Source organism: Mesorhizobium sp. CNPSo 4671, from assembly GCF_057784245.1.
Genome location: NZ_JBWLUW010000003.1, coordinates 334,337 through 358,783, shown reverse-complemented (window position 1 = coordinate 358,783; position 24,447 = coordinate 334,337). Strand labels below are relative to the sequence as shown.

The following is a 24,447-nucleotide window of genomic DNA, read 5'->3' as shown; positions in this document are numbered from 1 at the left end:
GCAACCCAGCTACTTCGGCAGCGCGTATGCCATGACATAATCCCCTGGCTTGGTGCCGACCGAGCCGTGGCCGCCGGCGACGATGACCAAGAACTGGCGCCCGTCGGCGACCGTATAAGTCATTGGCGTCGATTGCCCGCCGGCAGGCAGCCGTGCCCGCCACAGCTGCTTGCCTGATGTCAGGTCATAGGCGCGCAGATAGTCGTCGACCGCGGCACCCAGGAAGGCAACACCGCCGGCGGTGATCATCGGCCCGCCAATGCCGGGCACGCCGACCTTCAGCGGCAGCGGCAGCGGCGTCATGTCGTAGACGGTGCCGTTGCGGTGCTTGTAGGCGATCGCGCCGGTTCTGAGATCGACGCCGGCGACATAACCCCAGGGCGGCGCCTGGCAGGGAATGCCGAGCGGCGACAGGAACGGGCCCATCACCACCGCATAAGGTGCGCCTTCATTGCGGTTCAGCCCCTGCTCACTGCCCTTGGTGTCGTCGCCCGGCGGCGGCACGTCGGCGCGGGGAATGAGTCTGGACGTGAAGGCGAGATAGGTCGGCATGCCGAACATCACCTGCCGCACCGGATCAACCGCCACGCCACCCCAGTTGAAGGTACCGAAATTGCCGGGATAGATCAGCGATCCCTGCAGCGAGGGCGGCGTGTAGCGGCCTTCATAGCGCAATTTGTGGAAGGCGATGCGGCAGGCCAGCTGGTCGAACATGGTGATGCCCCACATATCGGCATCGGTCAGCGGCTTCGGGTTGAAGGAGAGATCGGACGAAGGCTGCGTCGGCGAGGCCTTGTCGCCCTCGATGGCGCCGCCGGGCGCCGGCACTTCCTTGACCGCGATCACCGGATCGCCAGTGCGTCGGTCAAGCACATAGAGATCGCCCTGCTTGGTCGGCCCGACCAGCGCCGGCACGACGGAACCGTCGGCCTTGGTGATGTCGATCAGGCTCGGCTGCGCCGGCACGTCCATGTCCCACAGATCGTGGTGCACGGTCTGCCTTACCCATTTCAACTGCCCGGTGTTGAGGTCGAGAGCCGTGATCGAGGAGGAGAATTTCTCGACATTGGCGCTGCGGCCCATGCCGAGCTGGTCCGGCGTCTGGTTGCCGAGCGGCACGTAGAGCAGGCCGAGCTTCTCGTCGGCGCTCGGCGTCGACCACATGTTGGGCGAGTTGGCGGTGTAGGTCTGGCCGGCCGGCAGCGGCGTCGTCTGGTCAGGATTGCCGGAATCCCAGTTCCAGATCAGCTTGCCGGTGCTGGCATCATAGGCGCGGATGACGCCGGACGGCTCCTGCGTCGAATAATTGTCGTTGACGGCGCCCCCGACGATAATCTTGCCACCCGCGATCAGCGGTGCCGAGGTCGAGTAATAGTAGCCCGACTTCGGGTATGGCATGCCGGTCAAAAGGTTCAGCGTGCCGCCCTCGGCGAAGGCGGGACAGACCTGGCCGTTCGCGGCGTCGAGCGCGATCAGCCGCGCATCCGACGTCGGCAGGTAGACGCGGGTCGCGCAGGGCTGGCCGGCCGTGCCGGCGGCATCGGCATAATAGGACACGCCGCGGCAGGTCTGGTGCTGGCGGTCCTTGTCGAGCTTGATCTTGGGATCATAGCGCCATTTCTCCTTGCCGGTCGCGGCATCGACCGCGATGGCGAAATTGTGCGGCGTGCAGATGTAGAGCGTGTCGCCGATTTTCAGCGGCGTCACCTGATAGGTGGTCTCGCCGACGTCGTCCGGTCCCTTCACGTCGCCGGTGCGGTAGGTCCAGGCCGGTTGCAGATTGGCGACATTGTCCGGCGTGATCTGGTCGAGCGGCGAATAGCGCTGGCCGAACTGGGTGCGGCCGTAATAGTGCCACTCGCCTGCCGGCACATCATTGCCGAGATTGGCGTTGGGGATCACCTTGTCGGTGTCGAGCGCGCCGGCGATGTCCTTCGGGTCCGTCGTCATCGAATAGCCGGCCACCGCCAGCGAGGCCAGCACGGCGAGGATCAACGGTGCGCGCCCGTCAGGACCGGCAAGGCCGCGCCGCGCCCATGGCGTCAGCAGCCACAGCGCCACCAGAACGATGATGCCGCCGCGCGGACCGAGTTCCCACCAGTCGAAGCCGGTTTCCCAGACCGCCCAGGCGAGCGTGCCGATCACGATCGCCGCGTAGAGCCATAGCGCCGTGGAGCGGCGCCGGTAAAGCAGCCAGGCAGCGATCAGGAAGGCCAGGCCGACGACGATGTAGTACCAGCTGCCGCCCAGCGAGGCCAACCAGATGCCGCCCGCGCCGAGCGCCAGGCCGAGGAGGAAGAGGATGAGGGAGGTTATGGTGACAGCCAAGATGATACTCCTTCGACTGTTGCGCGCTCGCGCGGCCATGGGCGACCCGGCGCACCGTTCCTGCCCTCGGTCCAGCTTTCTCCCGCCTGCCCCGCCTGTCAAGCTGACCCACACGCCAAGGTGGCAATTCATCTTGCCTGCATCAGGGTTTTCCAGCAGTCTCCATTGGATCATCTCTGCCGTGGAGCAAGCAAAATGCCGTCATTCCTTCCGCCGCTGACGCGCATGGCGCTTGTGCTCTACTGCCTCGTGCCGCTCATTGCTGGCACTGTGGCCGCGCCGGCGCAGACAATCAGCGAGATCAACAAGGCGAACGGCTTTCACGAGATGCTGATGGGCATTGGCCCGGGTTTCACCGCGGCCGTGAAATCGGCGCCGGGAACGCCGGTGAAAAAAGTCCAGGACGCCCTTGCCGCCGCCATGGAAGGTGCCTTTGACCCGAACAAGATGGAGACGGCTATCGAAGCGCGAATGGATGGCAAGCTGTCCGCCAAGGACCTGTCCGACCTCGCTGCTTTCTATGCTTCGCCCTTGGGCAAACGGGTCACCGCGCTGGAGATCCAGGCTTCCGCGCCGGAAGCGAGAGAGGCCAAGAAGATCGAGGGCGCCAAAACCCTCGGCGAGCTTCCATCCAGGGATCCGGCCCGGCTCGCATTGTACAGGAAGATGATGGACGATATCAGCGCCGTCGACACTGGCGAAGCCGTCGCCTTGAACATGGGCTATGCGATGCTCACCGAAATGCTGGGCGCGGCCGGAAAGCCCCTGCCCGACGACCAGGTCATGGCCCTGCTGCGCAAACAAACCGAAGGGCTTCGCCGTGACATCGACAGCGATGCCATGGAATCTGCAGCCTATATCTACCGGGATATGTCGATGGCCGACCTGAAGCTCTATGAGGCTTTCCTGGCCTCACCCGCCGGCGGCCGCTATTACGACCAGATGCAGGTCGCGCTCGGCGCGGTGATGACGGACGAGGCGCGCTCCTTCGGCCATCGATTCTTCGTCGCCCTCGGTTACCGCAAGGCTTGAATGGTCGTATCCGGCACTTTACCGGGAACAAAACGTAGACAGTTCTGGTCTTTCCCCACCGAATCACTACATTCGGGGGAGATGTCCGGCTTTTCGGAAGACATGCCCTTTTTCGACGAACCCAATGCGCGGCCCACGGCCCCGTCGGGCATTGCCGCGCGCGCCATGGCGGCCCGCGGCGGCCAGAACAGTGCGCCCGACTATCTGAAGGGACTCAACCCCGAGCAAAGGCTGGCGGTGGAGACCACCGAGGGCCCGGTCCTGGTGCTGGCCGGCGCCGGCACCGGCAAGACCCGCGTCTTGACCACTCGCATTGCCCACATCCTCGCCACCGGCAAGGCCTTCCCGTCGCAGATCCTCGCCGTGACCTTCACCAACAAGGCCGCGCGCGAGATGAAGCAGCGCATCGGCATCCTGATCGGCGAAGGCAATGTCGAAGGCATGCCCTGGCTCGGCACCTTCCACTCGATCGGCGTGAAGCTGCTGCGCCGCCACGCCGAACTCGCCGGCCTGCGTTCCGACTTCACCATCCTCGACACCGACGACGTGGTGCGGCTGATCAAGCAATTGATCCAGGCCGAGGGCCTGGACGACAAACGCTGGCCGGCCAAGCAGTTCGCGCAGATGATCGATGGCTGGAAGAACAAGGGCCAAGGTCCGGCCGATATCGCCGAGGGCGACGCGCGCAGCTTCGCCAACGGCAAGGGCCGCGAGCTCTACAAGGCCTATCAGGAGCGCCTGCAGACACTGAACGCCTGCGACTTCGGCGACCTGCTCTGCCACCCCATCCGCATCTTCCGCGCCAATCCGGACGTGCTGAAGGACTATCACCGGCGCTTCAAATACATCCTCGTCGACGAATATCAGGACACCAACACCGCCCAGTACATGTGGCTGCGGCTTTTGGCGCAGCGGCCGGACGCTGGGCGTTCGTCGACGTCGACGGATCTGCGATCGGCCGAAGGCCGCAAGCCCGACCGGGCGTCCGAGCCGTTGCGAGGCCCCCGCGGAGGGCCCGCGCCGTCAGGCGCGGAACAGCCCGTGAGCGAAAACAAAGTCAACATTTGCTGCGTCGGCGATGACGACCAGTCGATCTATGGCTGGCGCGGCGCCGAGGTCGACAACATCCTGCGCTTCGACAAGGATTTCCCGGGCGCCACCATCATCCGGCTGGAGCGCAACTACCGCTCCACCGCACACATCCTTGGCGCCGCCTCTCATCTCATCGCCCACAATGAAGGCCGCTTCGGCAAGACGCTGTTCACCGACCGCAACGACCCCGAGGACGGCAAGGTCAATGTCCATGCCGCCTGGGATTCCGAAGAGGAAGCCCGGGCCGTCGGCGAGACCATCGAGGCCTATCAGCGCCAGAAACACAATCTCAACGACATGGCTATCCTTGTCCGCGCATCCTTCCAGATGCGCGCCTTCGAGGAGCGCTTCACCACGCTCGGCCTCAACTACCGCGTCATCGGCGGTCCGCGTTTCTACGAGCGCATGGAAATCCGCGACGCGATGGCCTTCTTCCGCGTCGTCGCGCAGGGCGCCGACGACCTCGCCTTCGAGCGCATCGTCAACGTGCCCAAGCGCGGCCTGGGCGAAACCACCATCCGACAGATCCACGACACGGCGCGCGCGCTGCGTGTGCCGATGCTGGAGGCCGCCGCCAAGCTCGCCGAAAGCGACGAGTTGAAGCCGAAGCCGCGCGCCGCGCTGCGCGAAGTGGCCGCCAATTTCGAACGCTGGCAGAAGGCGCTCGAAACCAAGCCGCACACCGAGCTCGCCGAGACCATCCTGGAGGAGAGCGGCTACACCGACATGTGGAAGAACGACCGCTCGGCCGAGGCGCCGGGCCGGCTGGAGAACCTTAAGGAACTGGTCCGTTCGATGGAGGGCTACGAGTCGCTGCGCTCCTTCCTCGAACATGTGGCGCTGGTCATGGATGCCGAGCAGAATGCCGGGCAAGACGCCGTCTCGATCATGACGCTGCATTCGGCGAAAGGCCTCGAATTCGAGACCGTTTTTCTCCCCGGCTGGGAGGAAGGCCTGTTCCCGCACCAGCGTGCGCTGGATGAAGGCGGCCGCTCCGGGCTGGAGGAAGAGCGCCGGCTCGCCTATGTCGGCCTGACGCGGGCCAAGAAGAACCTGCATATCTGGTTCGTCTCCAACCGCCTCATCCACGGCCTCTGGCAATCGACCATCCCGTCGCGTTTCCTCGAGGAACTGCCGGAAGCCCATGTCGAGATCGCCGAAAGCGGCAATTCCTATGGCGGCTACGGCAACCCCTATGGCGGCGGCTCCTTCGCCTCCGGCCGTGGCGGCGGGCGGCAGAATCCCTATGGCGCCTCGCGCTTCGACAATGTCGGTGCCAACACCGAAAAATCCGGCGCCTTCTCCAACACCTATTCGACGCCGGGTTGGCAGCGCGCGCAGGCCAACCGCACCGAAGCCACCGACCGCAACTGGGGCTCGCGCTCCGGCCACCAGGTCGAGCGCATCGGTTATGGCGAGACCGACTCTGGCTACGGCGCCGGCCGCACCTCGGTCAAGGGCCGCACCATCGACGGCGAACTGGTCGCCAAATCCGTCTCCGACACGCCCTCCGCCTTCAGCGTCGGCGACCGCGTCTTCCACCAGAAATTCGGCAACGGCAACATCTCGGCCATCGAAGGCAACAAGCTGACCATCGACTTCGACAAGGCCGGCCAGAAACGCGTGCTGGACGGGTTTGTCGCGGCGGTGTGAGCTGCCTTAACCGCTTGCCGCTCACCTGTACCTCGCCTGGTTCCACTTATGGCCGAGCAGCGACAGGATGATGATCAGCCCGTTGAAGAACTGCACGTAGAAACCGCTTAATCCCGCCGCGACCACGCCGGTCTGGATGAACGACACGGTGACGGCACCGATCGCGCCGCCGGCAACCGTGCCGATGCCGCCCCAGGTTGGGGTGCCGCCGACGAAGACAGAGGCCAGCACTGGCAGCAGATAGCCGTCGCCCGCGGTCGGCCACCAGGTGAAGTTGATCATCACTGAGAACGTGCCGGCGATCGCGGCACCAATACCGACGAAGACGAACACTTTCACCCGCACCCGCTTGACGTCGATGCCCATCTGCTGGGCGCTGTCTGGGTTGTCGCCGACCACCTTCACCTGCGCGCCGAAGCGGTGGCGGTTGTAGAGCATCGCCGACAGCACGACGAAGGCGATCGCCCAGAAGATCTGTACCGGAATGCCATAAACCTGGCTGGAGAAGATCTTGTAGGCCCAGCTATCGGCAAGGCCGGTCAGCGCCATCGACTTGCCTTCGTTGATGATCTGAATCAGGCCGCGCAGCAGAAAGTTCATGCCGAGCGTGGCGATCAGCGACGACAGCCCGCCATAGACGACAAGCGACCCGACGAGGAAGCCGAGCAGCATGCCGGTGACGAGTGCGGCCGCAATGCCGAGGAACGGATCGTAGCCGGCCTGCACCACCAGCGCGAAGACCCAGGAGGCAAAACCCATCGTTGCCGGAAACGACAGGTCGATCTCGCCGCAGGTGACGACGAAGACCAGTGGCACGACCACGAACAGCGCGACGGGCAGCGTCGTCAGCACGGAACTGTAGAGATACCAGGTGGTGAACACGGTCGGGTTGGCGATCATGAACACCGCCATCATGACGATGAACACGGCGAGCGTGCCGAGCGAGGCGCGGTTGTCGAGGACGAAGCCGCGCAGCCAGTGGTCGGATGGGTGTTTCCACTCTTTGCGGGCGGCCCCGCCATGCGCGCTGAGAGGACTTTCGAGATCGGGTTCCATGGTCTTGCTCATCGCGTTTGCTGCTCCGCTTCGCCGGCCTCGTGCAGTCCGGCCAATCCGCCGGGATGCGCGACCTCTTCCATGAAATTGATCAACTCTTCCGCCGACCTGACCGCGCTGCGGTCGGCGGTCAGCGCCACCTTGCCACGGTCGAGCACGACGAAGCGGTCGGCGATGTCGAAGACATGATGGATGTTGTGGCCGATGAACAGGATCGAGCGGCCGCTCGCCCGCACCTGGCGCACGAAATGGAAGACCTTGGCGGTTTCGGTCAGCGACAGCGCCGTGGTCGGCTCGTCGAGGATGATCAGCTCCGCCTGCTTGTAGATGGCGCGCGCGATCGCCACGCCCTGGCGTTCGCCGCCCGAGAGCTGGCCGACGATCGAATGCGGCGTGAACACTTTCGAGGTGAAGCCGATTTCGCGCATCAGCCGGCTCGCCTCCTCGATCTCCTTGTTGACCTTCAGCCAGCCCATGAAGCCGGTGAGTTCGCGGCCCATGAAGATGTTGCGCACGATGGTCTGCTGCACCGCCAGCGCCCGGTCCTGGAACACCGTCTCGATGCCGGCATCGCGCGAGCGCGCGGCGCTCCAGCCGGTCACCGGCTTGTCGCGCACGAGGATCTCGCCGCTGGTCGGCCTGACCACGCCGGACAGGATCTTGATCAGCGTCGACTTGCCCGCGCCATTGTCGCCGATCAGGCCGACAACCTCGCCGCGGTCGACGCTGAGATTGACGCCGCCCAGCGCGTAGACCTGACCATAGGACTTCTTGATATCGCGCAGTTCGATGATGCGTTCAGCCATCGGATCCTCGCTTTTCATTGTCGCTTGCCGGCCCCTTTGCCGGCGGTCCTGCCGGCCGGGTCAACCCGGCCGGCAGCCTTGGGAGGTCAGCGCAGCGCCTGCTTGGCGAGCTCTGAGACGATCTCATAATTCTGCGGCGTGACGAAGCCGGCGCCGGTGTCGACATTCATCGGCGCCAGGCCCAGCACCACCTGCTGGCAGAGGCTGAGGATGGGCAGATAGCCCTGCATGAACGGCTGCTGGTCGGCCGTCAGCTGCACCCATCCGCCCTTGAAGCCCTCGACGATCTGCGGGCTGGTGTCGAAGCCGAAATTGAAGATATCGCCGGGCTTCCTTCCCGCGGCCTGCATATATGTCGGCACATTGCCGAGCATCTGGCCGCCTGGATAGCCGACCGCCTTGACGTTGGGATTGTTGAGCAAGGCCGCGGTGATCACCGGGATGGCGAGATTAGGATCGGCTGCCCACTCGGGTACGGAATTGATCTGAACGACATCGACGCCGGCCTCTTTCAGTGCGGCGACCGTTCCGCGCTCGCGTGCGCCCCGGCTCTCATTGTCGAACGGGCCGATCATGATCGCCTTGTCACCGGATTTCAGCCCGGCCAGCTTGAACGCTTCGGCACCGAGCGCGCGGCCCTGCTGCTCCTGCTGCGTGCCGACATAGCCGCCGCCGAACGCCGCCGTCACCTTCGGCACCGGCACGTTCTGGTACATCATCTTGATGCCGTCCTTATGCGCCTGCTCGGCCAGCGGCATGATCGCGTCGTCGCCGGGATGGCCCATCATGGCGATGCCGCCGGGCTTGACGGCAACCGCCTCGCGCAATTGCTGCACCATCTTCTCGACGTCCCAGCCCGAGAAGATGTAGTCGACCTTCGGCCCGAGATCGGCAGCCGCCTGCTTGGCGCCATTATAGACGATGGTGCCGAAAGCGTCGCCCTCGGCGCCGCCGACGAAGAATCGGATATGGACATCCTTGCACCATTGGGCGTCGAGCGCCCGTGCCGGCAAGGTCGAGACGGCGGCGCAGAGCGCCGTGGTGGCCGCCATGACGGCCGTGCGCAGTGTCGTTCTGATCGCTATGCTCATGCACTTGTCCTCCCATTGTTTCCCTCGGCAGCCGAGGGGCTTTTGACGATTTGCTGGCATTGGCATTTTCGGGCCGGCTCCTCCCGCCGGCCGATCTTCACGTCGGATTTGGCCTCACGTCGGATTTGGCAGGTAGCTCGCACCTCCCCGGCATTGCTTGAGATAGTCCAGCGCCCGCGCCTGCCCGGTGATCTCGAGATCGCCGCGATAGACCGGGTCGTGCCAGCCCTCGATGTCGATGGCGCCCTTGTATCCGGCCAGCCGCAGCTCGCTGATCACCCGCGTCCAGTCGCTATCACCGAATCCCGGCGTACGCATCTGCACGAAGGGCAGCCTGCCGAACACGCCGTGCTCGCGGATGACATCCCAGCGCACGGTGGCGTCCTTGCCATGGACATGGAAGATGCGCGGTGCCCATTTGCGGATCTGCGGCATCGGGTCGATGAGATAGACGAGCTGATGGCAGGGCTCCCATTCGAGCCCGAGATTCTCATCGGGCAATTCGTTGAACATCAGCTCCCAGGCATCCGGATTGTGGGCGATGTTCCAGTCGCCGGCGGGCCAGTTGCCGTCCATGGCGCAATTCTCGAAGGCGATGCGCACGCCCTTGTCGGCGGCGCGTTTTGCCAGCGGACCCCACACTTCGCGGAAGCGCGGCAGGCTGTCGGTCAGCTTCTTGCCGCGCAGGCGCCCGGTGAAGCCGCTGACCATCGAGGCGCCGAACAGATGCGCGTTGTCGATCACCGTTTCCCAGGCCTGGAGCACACCCTGATCGACCTCGCCGCTCTCCAGCGGATTGCCGAACACGCCTAGGGAAGAAACGATGACATCGGCATCGCCGATCGCTTCGCGGATCTGGCCGGCAAGGCGTGGAAGGTCCTTGCCGCCCAGCGTCTGCCAGAAGAAGGGCTGGATGCTTTCGAAACCGAGCGGGATGATCTGCTTGATATAGGCTGCCGGGTCGTCGAGATTGGCCCGCACCATGGTGCCGATCCGGATGTCGAGAAGCGGGTTTGGCATCACAGTCCTTCCCTAGCAATCGACACACGCCGGCCGGTCTCGGCGCTTTCGATAGCGCCGAAAACCATGGCCAGGCTCTTGATGTTGTCGGCGCCATGCGTTTCTGGCTCGGTGCCGGTTTCGACCGCGCGCATGAAATCCTGGATGATGCCGAGATGGCCGCCGACACGATCGGCAGGGTCGAGCAGCGGCACCTCGATCGGCTGGGTCTTGTCGATGATACCGTCGCGGCCAGACGCAACCACCTCCGCCTTCAGCCCGTCATGGCCATCCCACAAGAGGCTGCCGCGCTCGGCGACGATGCGCCAGCTGCCTTCCCAGCTGGTGCGAAAACCGTCGGCGCACCAGGAGCCCGCATAGGTGAAGACCTTGCCGCCGCCGAAATCGATTACGGCGCTGGCCGAGGATCCCTGCCGGTACCATGAATTGGCCGGCTCCCATTCCTGGCAATAGACGCTCACCGGCTCGCCGGCAGCCATGTATCGGGCCGCGTCGAAAGTGTGGATCGCCATGTCGAGCAGCAGCACATGCGCCATCTCCTCGCGAAAGCCGCCAAAATGCGGCGCGACGAAGAAGTCGGCATGGATCGAGGTCGCCGCGCCAATGGCGCCGGAGTCCAGGAAGCGGCGGATGCGCCTGACATTGGCGACATAGCGCCGGTTCTGCACCACGGCATGAACGCGCCCTGCCCGACGTGCCGCCTCGATGATGGCACGGGCATTCTCAGGGCTGTCGGCCAGCGGCTTTTCGGTCAAGAGATGGCAATTGTGGGCAAAGGCAGTGAAGGCCACATCGCGCCGGGCGGCGGGCACCACGACATCGAACACCGCGTCGGGCCTGGTCTGGTCGAGCACTGCAACGAGGCTGGTGCCGATGACCGCGCTGGTGAGGTTGTATTCGACCGCCCTCGCCTTCGCCCGCTCGGCGTCGAGATCGACAAGGCCGACGATGGCGAGCCCGTCGATCTGCCTCGCGGCATCGAGCCATTGCTTGCTCATCGCTCCGCAGCCGACGAGGACGACATTCATCATCCGGTATTCCTCCTCCGCTCGGTCCCTCCAGACCGATCGTCACGGCATTCACGGCATGACCGTAAACGTTTTTCCGTAAACGTTTACGAGAACACACCCGATGGCGTAGAATGTCAATCGGCTGCGAGCAAAAAACGTTTCCGAAGCCTTGGCCTGAGCGGCAGCCGGTGCTAGCCAAGACGGGGGGAGAGAAGTCTTTGGCGTCCAGCATCCACGACCTTGCGCGTCATCTGAACATTTCGATCGGCACCGTGTCGCGGGCGCTGAATGGCCGCGCCGACGTCAATGCCGACACCCGCCAGCGGGTGCTGGAAGCCGCCAAGAAGTTGAACTATTCCCCGAACCAGTCCGGCCGCAGCCTGCGCCAGGGCGCCACCCGTTCGATCGCCTTCATGCTGCAGCCGCATCCCGGCGACCAGCAATATGGCGAACCGTTCTTCATCCCGTTCCTGACCGGTCTGCAGGCGCGGCTCGCCGACGAAGACCTGGATCTGATGGTCGTCATGGGTGAGCCCGGCCAATATCAGCAGGAAAGGCTGCGCCGTGTGGTTGAGACGCGCCGAGCCGACGCGGTCGTGTTGGCCAATACACGGCGGGAAGACGATCGGATCGATTATCTCAGCAAGGCCGGCTTTCCCTTCGCCACGCTTGGCCGAAGTCAATCCGGCGGCGACACCTATCCTTCGCTCGATATCGATTTCGAGAGGGCGGGTGATGAAGCCGTCGACCGGCTGGTCGCGCGCGGCCATCGCCGCATCGCTGCGATCCGCCCTTCGCATGATCTCAACTTCGGCTACTTGTTCCTGGACGGCTATCGCAAGGCGCTGGGGCGGCACGGCATTGAAGTCGACCCCGGCCTGATCGCCGACGGCTTCATTAACGAGGCCGGCGGCTATCAGGTGACGGCGGACGTAATGCTCTCCAAGGATCGGCCCACCGCCATCATCTTCAACAATGACGCCATGGCGCTCGGCGGATGCAAGGCGCTGGCCGAGATGGGCATCCGGCCCGGCCATGATATTGCAGTGATCGTCATCGTCGACACGCCGCTTTGCCGTTATTTTTCCCCGGCGCTGACCGCCTTCCGTCCGGCGCTGGAGCCGATGGGTCGGCGGCTGGCCGAAATGCTGCTGGCCTCGCTTCCTGCCTTTGCCGGTCCCGAGGGACCGCGCATCATCCGTGAGGTCTGGCCGCTGGAGCTGATCGCGCGCGACAGCGATTGATGGAGCCGTTAGATCATTTCACCGTTTCACGGAAACGGCGAACTGCTCTAACTCTTTGTTTTGACACAATTCCGGACGGAAAACCGCACACACTTTTCCTGGAATTGCTCTAGGGCTATCAATCCACCTTCTTCTCGCCCCGCTCGCCGGCCTTGACGATATCGCCAGTCGTGAACAGGATTTCCTTCAGTTCCGCCCGCCAATCCTTCTTCTGGCGCAGCAGGAATTCCAGGTCCATGCCGAAATGCTTGAACTCCTCGCCTTGCGCGTTCTGCATGATGGCCCGCGCCTGCGGATCCTTCTCCACCGAGATGCGCTGCTCGTACCAGCCGATCGCTTCCGCCTCCTCGATCAGCGAGGTGATCATGCGGGCAAAGGTCCGCACCTTCTGCGACAGTTCTTCTGGCGGTTCGTGATACTGGTCGAAACCCATGTCGTCCTCCGGTGGTTCATTCCCATGAATGTCTGGGAATGCCGCCGGTTCCGCATCATCGCTGCAATTCCGCCAGCGCCCGCTCCAGCGGCGCCGACGAAATCTGGATCGGTCCGGAAAATGCTACATCCATGTCCAGGATCAGGTAGATCGCCCCGGCGATCAGCGCGGCCGACACCATAAGGGTTGCGGCAGTGATGGCATTCTTCGGCGCCCTGAAGCCGAAACTGGCGAAGATCAGTGCCAGCCACGCAACCAGCATGGCGATCAGGGGCCAAGGGATAGCGCCCTCCGATTGCTCGATCAGCACCCAGCGCATTTCGAGCACCTTCTGCAGGCGCTGGCGTCCATCCTGCAGGAGGGAACCATGTACAGCGTCGGACGGCGTCAGCGCATTCAGCCGTGAGCCGATCTCTGTCAGCAGACGTTCGGACAGCTGGTTAGCGGCGATAGTCGTTTCGCTGTTTTGTGACGAGGTGTCCACCACCCGCTGCACATAGGCGACCAACGGCTGGCGCACCGCGTCGGTCTCCGGGCCATACTGGCGCAAGGTCCTGTCGAGCAGGATCAGCTCCGTCGCATAGGCGTGCACATTGTGATCGATCGATTCAAAGGTGTTCTTGGCCGAGTTGATCATCAGGCCGAGTATCAGCGAGGTCATCACCCCGAACAGATTGGCGGCGAGCCGAACCACCGTGTTCGTGTCGTCATCACGGTGCCTGGCCGGCAATCTCGGCCAAATCGCCATGCTGGCGAACGCCGACGCCGCCAGGCACAGGAAGATCACCATTGCGATGAAAGCTTCGAGCATCGCTCATCTCTGCACGGGACGCGCCAATTGCCAATGGCAGGGCACCGGTCACACAGCGAAAGTTGCGACGGCGTCAGGCGTTCCCCGCCCCTGTCTCACGACACAGGTGCCGCGCCGCCCTCTTCCGTTCGCCGCGCGATGAATTCGTCGAGCGCGCCGGCGGTCGCGGCAGCCGAGGCGGGCGGCTCGAAATCGGCAACCGCGCGCCGCCAGATGCTGGTGGCGCGTTCGCTCGCCGTCTTCGATCCGCTTTGCGTCCAGTTGCCGAAGTTCGACCAATCGGCGACCAGCGGTTCGTAGAAAGCCGTACGATAACGCGCCATCGTGTGGCCGGCCGAGAAGAAATGGCCGCCCGGCTGCACCTCAGCGATCGCCTCGAAGCCGATGGAATCGTCGTCGCCGGGCGTCGCCGCACAGAGTTCAGCGACCGTCTGCAGCGCTTCGATATCGGTGATCAGCTTCTCGAAGGAGACGCTCAAGCCGCCTTCCAGCCAGCCGGCAGCATGGATGCACATCGTCGCCCCGGCCAGCACCGAGCCCCACAGCGCAAACTGCGTTTCGTGCGCCGCCTGCGCGTCCGAGATGTTGGCCGCGCTGCCGCCGCCGGACCGCCAGGGCAGTCCTGTGAAGCGCGCCAGCTGGCCGGCGCCCAGCGTCGCCTTGACATGCTCCGGCGTGCCGAAGGCCGGCGCCCCGGATTTCATGTCGACATTGGAGGAGAAGGAGCCGTAGACGACCGGCGCGCCGGGCCGCACGATCTGTGCCAGCGTCAGCCCCGCCAGCGCCTCGGCATGCTGCAGCGCCAGCGCGCCGGCCACCGTGATCGGCGCCATCGCGCCGGCCAGGCAGAACGGCGTGATGACGGAGACCTGGCCAGCCCGCGCGAAATCGATGATGCCTTGCGCCATCGGTATGTCGAGCTGGCGCGGCGAGTTGGTGTTGATAACCGTGTAGCAATGCGCGTTTGCCAGGAATTCGTCCTGCGACAGGCCGCGCGCCAGCCGGATCATCTCGAAACCGTCCTCGACCTGCGGCGTGCCGCGCGCGAAGATGAACGGAAACTTGTCGGACAGCGTCAGCTGCGCGCGGTTGACGGCATAGTGGCGAAGGCGGTTGTCGACATCCTGCGGTTCGATGCAGGGGCCAAGCATGTGCAGCACGTCGAAATGCTGCACCAGCCGCAGCAGATCCTCGAAATCGGCCAGCGTGCCGGGCCTGCGGCCGCGTTCGAGATCGGTGACGTTCGGCGCGCCGCATCCGGCGAGGAAAGTCATCGACCCGAGTTCCAGCATCAGGTCGCGGGAACGGTCACCGGCTTGCGCATGGATCGACTTCGGCGCCGAGGCCAACGCCGCCACCACCATGTCGCGGCCGATGCGCACCATGTCGGTGTCCGGGTCGACCAGTGCGCCGGCGCTGGCGAAATATTCTCGAGCCTGCGGCAGCAGCACCTTGATGCCGAGCTCTTCCAGCACGCGCAGCGCCGTGTCGTGGATCGCTGCCACCTGATCGTCCGAAAAGATCGGCTGCGGCAGGAACGGGTTCTTCAGCGACCGGTAATTGGGCCGGCGGCTGCTCTCGCTGCCGGCCTCGCCCGTGCGTCCGCGCCGGCGTTCGCGCCTGCTGTCTCGTGCCGCGTCATCGACCATCGAAAATCCTCCTCATTGCCGCATCGCCTTGCCCGAGGGATCGTAGGGCGAGGCCGCGATGATCCGTGCCGGCCGCTCGACGCCGACAATGTGCACCGAAAGCGCTGTCCCCTCCTCGGCAAAATCGTCGTCGACCAACGCCAGCGCGACGCTCTTGCCGATCGTGTAGCCAAAGCCGCCCGAAGTGACGAAGCCGACGCGCCGGCCGTCGTGCCAGACCGGCTCGAAGCCGCTGGCGTCGGCATCGACGGCGTCGATCTCCAGCGTCACGATCCGCCGCGCCGCACCGGCATTGCGCTCCTTCAGCGCCGCCTCGCGGCCGACGAAATCGCCCTTGTCGAAGGCGATGAACCGGTCGAGGCCGGTCTGGCCCGGCGTGTAGCCCTGTGTGAATTCGCGCGACCAGATGCCGAAGCTTTTCTCCAGTCGCAGCGCATTCAGCGCGTAGTAGCCGATCTCGGCCAGGCCGAAATCCCTGCCGGCGGCGAGCAGCGTGTCACGCAACGTGGCATGCATGGTTACCGGGCAACTGATCTCGAAGCCGAGCTCGCCAGCGATGGAGAGGCGGGCAACCCGCGCTGGCACCATGCCGATGTCGAACGCGCCGCAAGCCATGAACGGCAGTGCCGCGCTGGAGACGTCCTGATGCGTTGTGCGCTCCAGGATTTTGCGCGCATTCGGCCCGGTCAGCAGGAAGCCGCTCATCGCGTCGGAAATGTCAGTGACGGTGACGCCCTCTCCTGCTTGGCTCTCGAACCAGCGCATGTGGAATTCCCTGAGATAGTAGGAACCCATCAGCCAAGTGTCGCCGCCGCCCCAGTGGATCACGGTGAGGTCGCCCTTCAACCGCCCATCCGGCCCAAGCATCGGCGCCAGCCGCGCCTGTCCCGCCTTCGGCAGCCTGCAGGCAAGCAGCCGGTCGAGCCATGCCTGGGCGCCAGGCCCCGACACCGCATAACGTGAATAGGCCGAGATATCGACGAGGCCGGCGGCCCGCCGCACCTGCAGCGCCTCGTCGCCGACAATGTCGAAGGCGGTGGAGCGCTTGAGCGTGGTGTTCTCGCGGAAACCCAGGGGCGCGAAATAGGCCGGGATTTCCAGCCCCCAAGACGCCGTCCATTCGCAGCCCGCGGCACTCATGCCGTCATAGGCTCCGGGGCGTTTCAGCGGGCGGCCCGCCGGCAGACGCTCGTTGGGAAAGGTCATGACGAAACGGCGCGCATAGAATTGCCGCGTCGTCTGCTTGAGATATTCGCGGTTGGCGGCAAAGGCGCCGTAGCGGGCAATGTCCATGCCGAAAATGTCGGCTTGCGGCTCGCCGTAAATCATCCACTCGGCCAACGATTTGCCGACACCGCCGCCCTGGCTGAAGCCGGCCATGACGCCGCAGGCAACCCAGTAGTTTTTCAAGCCGCGCACCGGTCCGACGATCGGATTGCCGTCCGGCGTGAAGGTGAAGGCGCCGTTGACCCATTTGCGGATGCCGGCGCTCGCCAGGCAGGGAAAGCGCTCATGCGCCTTGGCGAGTTCCGGGCTGATGCGGTCTATGTCCTCCGGGATCAGCTCGATGCCATAATTCCATGGCGCGCCATCCATGTTCCAGTGCTTGGGGTTCTGCTCGTAGACACCGAGCAGCACGCCCTTGCGCTCCTGGCGCAGGTAGGAAAAGCCGTCGAGGTCGACGGCGATGCCGATCTCCCGGTCAAGCGCCGCGATCTCGGGAATGTCCTCGGTGACGAAATAATGGTGCTCCATCGGCGTCACCGGAAGATCGACGCCGGCCATGCGGCCGAGCTGTTTTGCCCACAGACCGCCGGCGTTGACGACATGCTCCGCAACGATGGTGCCCTGTTCGGTGACGACGTCCCAATGGCCGTCCGCGCGAGACTTCAACTCGACGACACGGTTGCGCAGAATGATGTCGGCACCGCGCTTCTTCGCAGCGCCGGCATAGGCATGCGTGGTGCCATAGGGGTCAAGATGACCCTCATTGGCATCGTAGAGACCGCCGATCACACCGCTGACATCGACGATCGGACAGGTTTCCCTGATCTCGTCCGGTGTCACCAGGCGAGCCGTCTCTATGCCGACCGACTGGAACACCGCCCAGGCCGATTTCAGCCATTCCCAGCGCTGGGGGGCGCTGGCGATGTTGACGCCGCCGGTCATGTGCAGGCCGATATCCTGGCCGGATTCGGCCTCGATCTCGCGGTAGAGATTGATGGTGTAATCCTGCAGCGCCGCGACGTTGGGATCGGCATTGAGCGCATGAAATCCGGCCGCCGCATGCCAGGTCGAACCGGCGGTCAGTTCGGCGCGCTCGATCAGCGCCACATCGGACCAGCCGAACCGCGTCAGATGGTAGAGCACCGAGGCGCCGACCACCCCACCCCCGATGACCACTGCGCGATAATGCGGCTTCAAGGCTTCCCTCCCGGTCCGTCAGAAGCCGCACCATATACGCACTGGACATATGTGTCCAGCGCGTTGCGAGACGCACCTCGCCTGACCGAACCAACACGTGGCGAGGTGATCAATTCGTTGGCTCGGGCACACGTTTCTGTCGGCGCGTGACGAAGCGGCGGTATGTACCGCGCGCTGTCACGCAAGCATCATGTTCGCGCCTTAGACCGCTTTTGGGGGGCGCGCGGCATCATCGATGTACCGCCTCTTTCAGCTTTTTCGTTCTTCGGCCGCTCCGGCACGCTTTGTCACAAGAGGATCATCCATGAAACACCTGCACCGAACCGCCTCGCTCGGCGTCGCGCTGGCCTTGTTCACCGCCTTGACGCCGGCGCTCGCCGACAGCACCGCGACCGTCCTCGTCAACAAGGGCCTGGTCGGTGTCGGCCGCATTCCGGCCGCTCAGCGCGACAAGTTCGGTGAGACGTTCGGATCGGGTTCGGGCATGGCGATCGATACCGCTGGCTGGACGCATGACGCCGGCAGCTACAAGGGGTCGCTCTGGCTGCTGCCGGATCGCGGCTACAACGTCGCCGGCACTACCGACTACCGGCCACGCATCAACACGATCGGCATCGAGTTCACCCCGGCGGCACCAGGCGCCGCCGGCCAGGAGCAGACCGAAGTCAAGGCGACGTTAGCCGACACAATGCTGCTGACCGACGACAAGGGCGCTGACGCCACCGGCCTCGATCCGCTCTCGGATGTGCGCCCGGCCGCCGGCGACATGCCGATGCTGCCCGTCGCCACCAATGGCAAGCTCGCCCTCGACAACGAGGCGATCGTGCGGCTGCCCGACGGCTCGATGTTCATCTCCGACGAATATGGTCCCAACATCTACCACTTCTCGGCGCAAGGCCGCCTGCTATCGGCGACCCAGCCGCCGGCAGCGCTGGTGCCGATGCGCAAGGGCAAGCCGAATTTCTCCTCGGACAATCCCGGCCCGGGTGCCGCCGAGCCCGACCCGAAGGATCCCGATACCGGCCGCCAGAACAACCAGGGCCTGGAAGGCATGGCGATGACGCCGGACGGCAAGTTCCTGATCGCCGTGCTGCAGTCGGCGACAAGGCAGGATGGCGGCGATTCCGGTTCGACCCGGCAGAACACCAGGGCGCTGGTCTATGATGCCTCCGACCTCGCCCATCTCAAGCTGGCGCATGAATATGTCGTGCCGCTGCCGGTGTTCAAGGATGCCAAGGGCAAGACCAAGGTCGCCGCGCAAAGCGAGATCGTGGCACTGTCGGACACGTCCTTCCTGATGCTGGCGCGCGACAGCGGCAACGGCCAGGGCCTCAAGGGCGACACCTCGCTTTTGCGCCAGATCTTCGTCGTCGACGTTTCGGCGGCAACCGACATTGCCGGCGGCGCCTTCGATGCCGCCGACAAGCCGGTCGCCCCCGAGGGCGTACTCGATCCGTCGGTGACGCCGGCCAGGCTGACGCCGTTCATCGACATCAACGACAATGCGCAGCTCAATCGCTTCGGCCTGCACGATGGCGCGCCGAACGACCACAACAACCTGTCCGAGAAGTGGGAAGCGATGTCGCTGGCCAGTGTGCTCGATCCGAAGCTGCCCGACGACTATTTCCTGTTCGTCGCCAATGACAACGACTTCCTCGCCCAGGACGGTTTCCAGGTCGGCGCGCCCTACAAGGCCGATGACGGCGCCAATGTCGACACCATGTTCCTGGTCTATCAGGTCACGCTTCCGGGCCTTGCCAAAAAGTAGTCGCATACAAAGGGCGGGCGCGCCCGGCGCGTCCGCCTGAACGACCTCAAACGGCCGCCCGTGAGGAAGCCTACTTCAAGAACTCCGCGTCCTTCGGCACGCCCGCATCGATCGGCTCGGCCGTCCGGCTCGACACCGCCATGATCTTGCCGGCAGCCGACAGGTTCGGCCGCACGAAGACCGGCGCGGGACCGTTGACGCGGCTGTAGAGGTCGATGATGTCCTGGTTCATGAAGCGCACGCAGCCCGACGAAGCGTTCTTGCCGATGGAATCCCACTCCGGCGTGCCGTGCAGCCGGTACATCGTGTCCTTGCCGTCGCGGAAGAGATAGAGCGCGCGGGCGCCGAGCGGGCTCTGCGGACCGGGCGGCATGCCGTCCTTGAATTTCGCCAGCTCCGGCCGGCGCTGGATCATTTCCGACGGCGGCGTCCACACCGGCCACTTCTTCCGCGCCTGGACCACGGCGCTGCCAGTCCATCCGAAACCCGCCTTCCCTAAGCTGACGCCGTAGCGGATGGCCTTGCCGCCGTCGCGCACCAGATAGAGGAAGTGCTCGGAGACATCGACGACGATGGTGCCGGGTTTCTCTCCGGTCGGGTCGGCGACGATCTGGCGCACGAACTTCGGATCGAGCTTGGCCACCGGGATTGCCGGCAGTTGGTAGCCCTCATCCGTGCGCGCCGCGTACATGGTTGCGGTATCGCCGAACGCCGTATCCGGCGGCGGCGCTGCCACCGGCGGCGGCGTCACCACCTCCGTCGTGGTGCACGCTGAAAGCGCCACGGAGGCTGCGCCCAAGGCGGATGCACCGAGAAACGCGCGCCGGTTCAGGCGCTCGGAAAACAACGGACTATCGGACATGAATCCCCCAGCAATTCATAGGATATGACAAAGAATGCGGGCCCCACGCCCCCAAGGACCAATATCCCATTCCGGGGGCTTTGAGAACATGATTAGATCAACACACGCTAGGCGGAATTATCCGACGCCGCGTCGGCCTGCCTCCTTGAATCGGCAATCGTCGCGGACTCAGATAAGCCTTCAGCCATGAGCGAAAAAATGCCCACGCGCCGGCGCACCGGCGACCTGACCAGCGGCCCGATCCCGCGCACGCTGCTGCTGTTTGCCTTGCCGGTGCTCGGCTCCAACGTGTTGCAGTCGCTCAATGGGTCGATCAATGCCGTCTGGGTTGGTCGCTTTCTCGGTGAATCGGCGCTGACCGCCACCTCCAATGCCAACCTCGTCCTGTTCCTGATCCTGGGCACCGTGTTCGGCATCGGCATGGCGGCGACCATCCTGGTGGCGCAGTCGGTCGGCGCCCGTGACCTGCCCGAGGCGCGCCGCATCGTCGGCACCAGCGCCACCTTCTTCTTCCTGATCTCGGTGGTCTTCGCCATCTGCGGCTGGAGCTGGGTCGACGCCATCCTCAACACGCTTGGCACGCCGCCAGACGCCTTGCCGCTGGCGCGTTCCTATCTGCGCATCATCTTCGTCGCCGTGCCGATGATGAACCTTCTGTCCTTCGTCATGACCGTGCTGCGCGGTGCCGGCGATTCACGCACGCCGTTCCTCTTCATGGCGCTGGCGGTCGTCCTCGACATCGTGCTTAACCCCCTGCTGATCCGCGGCATTGGCCCCTTCCCCGAACTTGGCATCGCCGGTTCCGCCACCGCGACGCTGATCGGCCAGACGGTGAGCGTCATCGCCATCTTGATCGTGCTCTACGCGCGCAAGCATCCGTTGCGGCTTGCTGGCGCCAATCTCGCGCTGCTGCGGCCGGACCCTGTATTGCTGCGAATCGTTGTCTTCAAAGGCGTGCCGATGGGCCTGCAGATGATCGTCATTTCGGTGGCGGCACTGACGGTGATGGGCATCGTCAATGCCTACGGCTCGCAGGTCGCCGCCGCCTACGGCATCGCCGCACAGCTGTGGACCTACATCCAGATGCCGGCGCTGGCGATCGGTGCCGCGGTCTCCTCCATGGCGGCGCAGAATGTCGGCGCCGGCCGCTGGGACCGGATCGGTCGCGTCGCCGCTTCCGGCGTCGGCTTCAACCTCATCCTGACCGGTTCCCTGGTTGCGCTGCTATGGCTCTTCGACCGTTCGATCCTCAGCCTGTTCCTGAGCAGCGACAGCGCGGCGATCGACGTCGCCGCCCACATCAACACGGTCGCGTCGTGGTCGTTCATCCTGTTCGGCTCACCATCGTACTGTTCGCCACCGTGCGCGCCACCGGTGCTGTGATGCCGCCGCTGATCATCCTGGTGATCTCGGTGCTTATCGTGCGCACCGGCTTTGCCTATTTCATGCGCGGCGTGATCGGCGAGGAAGCGTTGTGGTGGAGTTTCCCGGCGGGTTCGATCACCTCGCTGGTTCTGGCCGCGGCGTACTATCGCTTCGGCGGCTGGCGCGCCTTGCAGATGATCGAGAACAGGCCGGCCGCCGGCGATCCGCCGGACACCGGGCTTGGCGTGCCGCGCGGCCGCGCCAACATGGCTCCTGAAACGCCGAACGGCTGAATGATTTGGCGCGCCAATGCGCGCCACCCACCGTTCGCCCAGCCACATGGCGGGTAGCCGTACGTCCAGCCATCGCGTAGATTTTATGAGATAGTCGGGGAGGCTCCATGGGCAAAGGCAGGGTCGAGGCATTCACCGATGGCGTGGTGGCCATCATCATCACCATCATGGTGCTTGAACTGAAAGTGCCGCATGGCGAAGATTTTTCGGCCCTGGTGCCGTTGTGGCCGATCTTCTTCTGTTACGTGCTGTCCTTCATCAATGTCGGCGTCTACTGGAACAATCTGCACAACATGTTCCACACCGTGCAACGCGTTGACGGTCGCGTGCTGTGGGCGAACCTCAATCTGCTGTTCTGGCTGTCGCTGATGCCCGCAACGACGGCCTTCATGGGCGAGAATCATTTCGCGCCGGTGCCGGTCGCCGTCTACGGCGCCGACCTCGCGCTATGCGCTATTGCGTTCAACATCCTGACCATCACTCTGCACCGGCTTCACGGCAGCGAGAGCGCCTTTGTCAGGGCCGTGGGCAGCGACCGCAAAGGCAAGATCTCGCTCGCCTTCTACCTCGCGGCCATACCGCTGACCTTCCTCAACCAGTGGATCGGTGTGGCGATCTACGTTGCCATCACCATGGTTTGGCTGGTGCCGGATACGCGTTTCGCGCGGGTGATCGAAAAGTAGATCCCTACTAGCGCATCGCTTTAAGCCTTTCCGCCACCGACGCGGCGAGGTCGGCGTAACGCTCCTCCAGCCGTTCCGCTGCCTTGATGATCGAGAAATCATGGCCGAATTTCTCCAGCGCCATGCGCAGTTTCTCGACGAACTCGGCTTGTTTTTCCAGCGCCGAGAACAGTGTCTTCACCTGGGCTTCGGTGATGTCGGGGTTGGCCAGCATCTGCGGCACCTCGCGCCCCATCTGGTCGCCGGTGGCGGTCTGCTCCTTCAGAATTGCGACCCAGTCTGTCAATCGAAAATCTCCGTTTGTGGGGGCAACATGCGCAGTTGCGGTCCGACTGGTCAACCCGAACACGCGCTGATGCAGGCTTGCGCTAGCCTGTTCCAGCGCTAAGTTCGGCGCCATCGAGAAAAGGATCCCGTTGCTCATGATCACCGACGCCGAAATCCAGACCGCCCTGCCCGCGCTTGTTCCGGGCAACACCGCCGTCATCACCGGTGCCGCCAGCGGCATCGGTCTGGCGGCCGCCAAGCGGCTTGCGCTGATGGGCATGAAGATCGTGCTCGCCGACATTGGCGGCGCGCGCCTTGACGATGCCTCCCGCGCCGTCTCGGCCATTGCCGGCGACGGCGCCGTGCTTGCCGTTGTTGCAGATGTTTCGAATGCGGATGAGGTCGATCGTCTCGCCGACCGGGCATTCGGCGCCTTCGGCGAGGTCTCGCTGCTGATGAACAATGCCGGTGTCGGCGACAATCCCGGAAAGCCCTGGGAAAACCGCGATGCCTGGAAACGGCTGCTCGACATCAATTTCTGGGGTGTCGTGCATGGCGTCGAAGCCTTCGCGCCGCGCATGCTGGCGTCGGTCAGGCCGGGCCTGATCGTCAACACCGGCTCCAAGCAAGGCATCACCACGCCGCCCGGCAACCTCGCCTACAACGTCTCCAAGGCCGGCGTGAAGACATTCACCGAAGGCCTGGCGCATGCGCTGCGCAACGAACCAGGCGCCCGCCTGTCGGCGCATCTGCTCATCCCCGGCTTCACTTATACCGGCCTCACCGAAGGCGCGACGGAAAAACCAGCCGGCGCCTGGACCGGCGAGCAGGTCATTGATTTCATGCTGGAATCCCTGGTCAGGGGCGACTTCTACATCCTGTGCCCCGACAATGACGTGGCGCGGCCGCTGGACGAGAAGCGCATGGCTTGGGCGATCGGCGACATCATCGAAAACCGCCCGGCCCTGTCGCGCTGGCATCCGGATCATAAGGATGCGTTCGCGGCCTTCATCAAAGGCTGAGCTTCAAGTTCCTCAAGCCGCGTGCTTTTTCGGAGCCCGCTTTTGCGCCACGGCCTTCTTAGCGGCCATGGCAGCGATCTTCTCGTCATGCCGTCGCGCCGCCCGCTCGCACTTGTCGCGGATTTCCTCGACCTCGGATTCGGTCAGGTGCTCAATGCCGATAAAACGGTTGTGCCCCGCGCTGACCCGGATCAGCTCATCGAGCTTGGCCTGGATTGCCGCACCGTCGCGATTCTGGGTGTTCTGGATCAGGAACACCATCAGGAAGGTGATGATGGTCGTGCCGGTATTGATCACCAACTGCCAGGTGTCCGAGAAGCCGAAGAACGGCCCGCTTACCGCCCAGACGATGATGATCAGGCAGCAGCCGACGAATGTCAGCGGCAGGCCGGTTACGTGGGCGACCCAATTGGCGATCCTGGTGAAGAGCTTTTCCATCTGTCGAGATCCCTCAATGGCTGCCGCGATGAGAAACAATCGGCGACCGTTCCAGGTTCCCCACGGCAGCAAATACATCAGGTGCAATTGAATACACGCA

The 24,447-nt window shown here is 64.4% G+C and carries 21 protein-coding genes; 8 read left to right on the top strand and 13 right to left on the bottom strand.

Annotation, left to right across the window (positions count from 1 at the left end; genetic code table 11):
• Nucleotides 1-9: 9 nt before the first annotated feature.
• On the bottom strand, nucleotides 10-2,328 hold the full coding sequence (locus tag AC04SF_RS09875; protein WP_488477630.1) for a glucose/quinate/shikimate family membrane-bound PQQ-dependent dehydrogenase: 2,319 nt from the start codon (nucleotides 2,326-2,328) through the stop codon (nucleotides 10-12).
• A gap of 195 nt (nucleotides 2,329-2,523) precedes the next feature.
• Here AC04SF_RS09875 and AC04SF_RS09870 point away from each other — a divergent pair, with 195 nt between their 5' ends.
• Together AC04SF_RS09870 and AC04SF_RS09865 are read left to right on the top strand one after the other, a co-directional pair.
• On the top strand, nucleotides 2,524-3,360 hold the full coding sequence (locus AC04SF_RS09870) for a DUF2059 domain-containing protein (protein ID WP_488477629.1): 837 nt from the start codon (nucleotides 2,524-2,526) through the stop codon (nucleotides 3,358-3,360).
• Nucleotides 3,361-3,441: 81 nt separating this feature from the next.
• Nucleotides 3,442-6,105 carry an ATP-dependent helicase gene (locus AC04SF_RS09865; RefSeq protein ID WP_488477628.1) on the top strand — a complete coding sequence of 888 codons (2,664 nt, stop codon included), beginning with the start codon at nucleotides 3,442-3,444 and terminating at the stop codon, nucleotides 6,103-6,105.
• 21 nt (nucleotides 6,106-6,126) lie between these two features.
• Here the strand turns inward: AC04SF_RS09865 and AC04SF_RS09860 are convergent, their stop codons facing one another.
• The 5 genes from AC04SF_RS09860 to AC04SF_RS09840 form a co-directional block, all read right to left on the bottom strand.
• A complete protein-coding gene (locus AC04SF_RS09860) occupies nucleotides 6,127-7,173 on the bottom strand; it encodes an ABC transporter permease (protein WP_488477627.1) in 1,047 nt (348 codons plus the stop codon).
• Entirely contained in the window at nucleotides 7,170-7,967 is a 798-nt protein-coding gene (locus AC04SF_RS09855; protein ID WP_488477626.1) for an ATP-binding cassette domain-containing protein, read from the bottom strand. The genes AC04SF_RS09860 and AC04SF_RS09855 overlap by 4 nt, the downstream gene beginning before the upstream one ends.
• A gap of 86 nt (nucleotides 7,968-8,053) precedes the next feature.
• Entirely contained in the window at nucleotides 8,054-9,058 is a 1,005-nt protein-coding gene (locus AC04SF_RS09850; protein ID WP_488477625.1) for a substrate-binding domain-containing protein, read from the bottom strand.
• 114 nt (nucleotides 9,059-9,172) lie between these two features.
• On the bottom strand, nucleotides 9,173-10,078 hold the full coding sequence (locus AC04SF_RS09845; RefSeq protein WP_488477624.1) for a sugar phosphate isomerase/epimerase family protein: 906 nt from the start codon (nucleotides 10,076-10,078) through the stop codon (nucleotides 9,173-9,175).
• Nucleotides 10,078-11,109, bottom strand: a complete 1,032-nt coding sequence (locus AC04SF_RS09840; RefSeq protein WP_488477623.1) for a Gfo/Idh/MocA family protein — start codon at nucleotides 11,107-11,109, stop codon at nucleotides 10,078-10,080. The genes AC04SF_RS09845 and AC04SF_RS09840 overlap by 1 nt, the downstream gene beginning before the upstream one ends.
• Nucleotides 11,110-11,306: 197 nt before the next feature.
• Between AC04SF_RS09840 and AC04SF_RS09835 the strand changes: the two genes are divergently transcribed.
• The gene (locus AC04SF_RS09835) at nucleotides 11,307-12,332 is read left to right on the top strand and encodes a LacI family DNA-binding transcriptional regulator (protein ID WP_488477622.1); all 1,026 of its coding nucleotides are present in this window, start codon (nucleotides 11,307-11,309) and stop codon (nucleotides 12,330-12,332) included.
• A gap of 118 nt (nucleotides 12,333-12,450) precedes the next feature.
• Here the strand turns inward: AC04SF_RS09835 and AC04SF_RS09830 are convergent, their stop codons facing one another.
• The 4 genes from AC04SF_RS09830 to AC04SF_RS09815 all read right to left on the bottom strand — a co-directional run bounded on the left by AC04SF_RS09830 (nucleotide 12,451) and on the right by AC04SF_RS09815 (nucleotide 17,649).
• Nucleotides 12,451-12,765, bottom strand: coding sequence for a ferritin family protein (locus AC04SF_RS09830; protein ID WP_044548017.1), 315 nt, complete (start codon nucleotides 12,763-12,765; stop codon nucleotides 12,451-12,453).
• A gap of 55 nt (nucleotides 12,766-12,820) precedes the next feature.
• Nucleotides 12,821-13,576 (bottom strand): bestrophin-like domain, encoded by a 756-nt coding sequence (locus AC04SF_RS09825; RefSeq protein WP_096447388.1) that lies wholly within the window; start codon nucleotides 13,574-13,576, stop codon nucleotides 12,821-12,823.
• Between the two features lie 95 nt (nucleotides 13,577-13,671).
• Nucleotides 13,672-15,225, bottom strand: a complete 1,554-nt coding sequence (locus AC04SF_RS09820; protein ID WP_488477621.1) for a trimethylamine methyltransferase family protein — start codon at nucleotides 15,223-15,225, stop codon at nucleotides 13,672-13,674.
• Between the two features lie 12 nt (nucleotides 15,226-15,237).
• On the bottom strand, nucleotides 15,238-17,649 hold the full coding sequence (locus AC04SF_RS09815; RefSeq protein ID WP_488477620.1) for a GcvT family protein: 2,412 nt from the start codon (nucleotides 17,647-17,649) through the stop codon (nucleotides 15,238-15,240).
• A gap of 304 nt (nucleotides 17,650-17,953) precedes the next feature.
• Between AC04SF_RS09815 and AC04SF_RS09810 the strand changes: the two genes are divergently transcribed.
• On the top strand, nucleotides 17,954-19,417 hold the full coding sequence (locus AC04SF_RS09810) for an esterase-like activity of phytase family protein (protein ID WP_488477619.1): 1,464 nt from the start codon (nucleotides 17,954-17,956) through the stop codon (nucleotides 19,415-19,417).
• Nucleotides 19,418-19,487: 70 nt separating this feature from the next.
• On the opposite strand, the gene AC04SF_RS09805 is transcribed toward AC04SF_RS09810, so the two are convergent.
• Entirely contained in the window at nucleotides 19,488-20,279 is a 792-nt protein-coding gene (locus tag AC04SF_RS09805) for a L,D-transpeptidase (RefSeq protein ID WP_488477618.1), read from the bottom strand.
• Nucleotides 20,280-20,477: 198 nt separating this feature from the next.
• Between AC04SF_RS09805 and AC04SF_RS09800 the strand changes: the two genes are divergently transcribed.
• The 3 genes from AC04SF_RS09800 to AC04SF_RS09790 all read left to right on the top strand — a co-directional run bounded on the left by AC04SF_RS09800 (nucleotide 20,478) and on the right by AC04SF_RS09790 (nucleotide 22,620).
• The gene (locus AC04SF_RS09800) at nucleotides 20,478-21,662 is read left to right on the top strand and encodes an MATE family efflux transporter (RefSeq protein ID WP_488477617.1); all 1,185 of its coding nucleotides are present in this window, start codon (nucleotides 20,478-20,480) and stop codon (nucleotides 21,660-21,662) included.
• Nucleotides 21,662-21,937, top strand: coding sequence for a hypothetical protein (locus AC04SF_RS09795; protein WP_488477616.1), 276 nt, complete (start codon nucleotides 21,662-21,664; stop codon nucleotides 21,935-21,937). The genes AC04SF_RS09800 and AC04SF_RS09795 overlap by 1 nt, the downstream gene beginning before the upstream one ends.
• Nucleotides 21,938-22,044: 107 nt before the next feature.
• Entirely contained in the window at nucleotides 22,045-22,620 is a 576-nt protein-coding gene (locus AC04SF_RS09790) for a TMEM175 family protein (protein WP_488477615.1), read from the top strand.
• A gap of 7 nt (nucleotides 22,621-22,627) precedes the next feature.
• Here the strand turns inward: AC04SF_RS09790 and AC04SF_RS09785 are convergent, their stop codons facing one another.
• Entirely contained in the window at nucleotides 22,628-22,906 is a 279-nt protein-coding gene (locus AC04SF_RS09785; protein WP_488477978.1) for a hypothetical protein, read from the bottom strand.
• Between the two features lie 136 nt (nucleotides 22,907-23,042).
• Here AC04SF_RS09785 and AC04SF_RS09780 point away from each other — a divergent pair, with 136 nt between their 5' ends.
• The gene (locus AC04SF_RS09780) at nucleotides 23,043-23,909 is read left to right on the top strand and encodes an SDR family NAD(P)-dependent oxidoreductase (protein WP_488477614.1); all 867 of its coding nucleotides are present in this window, start codon (nucleotides 23,043-23,045) and stop codon (nucleotides 23,907-23,909) included.
• 12 nt (nucleotides 23,910-23,921) lie between these two features.
• Here the strand turns inward: AC04SF_RS09780 and AC04SF_RS09775 are convergent, their stop codons facing one another.
• Nucleotides 23,922-24,347 carry a low affinity iron permease family protein gene (locus AC04SF_RS09775; RefSeq protein WP_488477977.1) on the bottom strand — a complete coding sequence of 142 codons (426 nt, stop codon included), beginning with the start codon at nucleotides 24,345-24,347 and terminating at the stop codon, nucleotides 23,922-23,924.
• Between the last annotated feature and the right edge of the window lie 100 nt (nucleotides 24,348-24,447).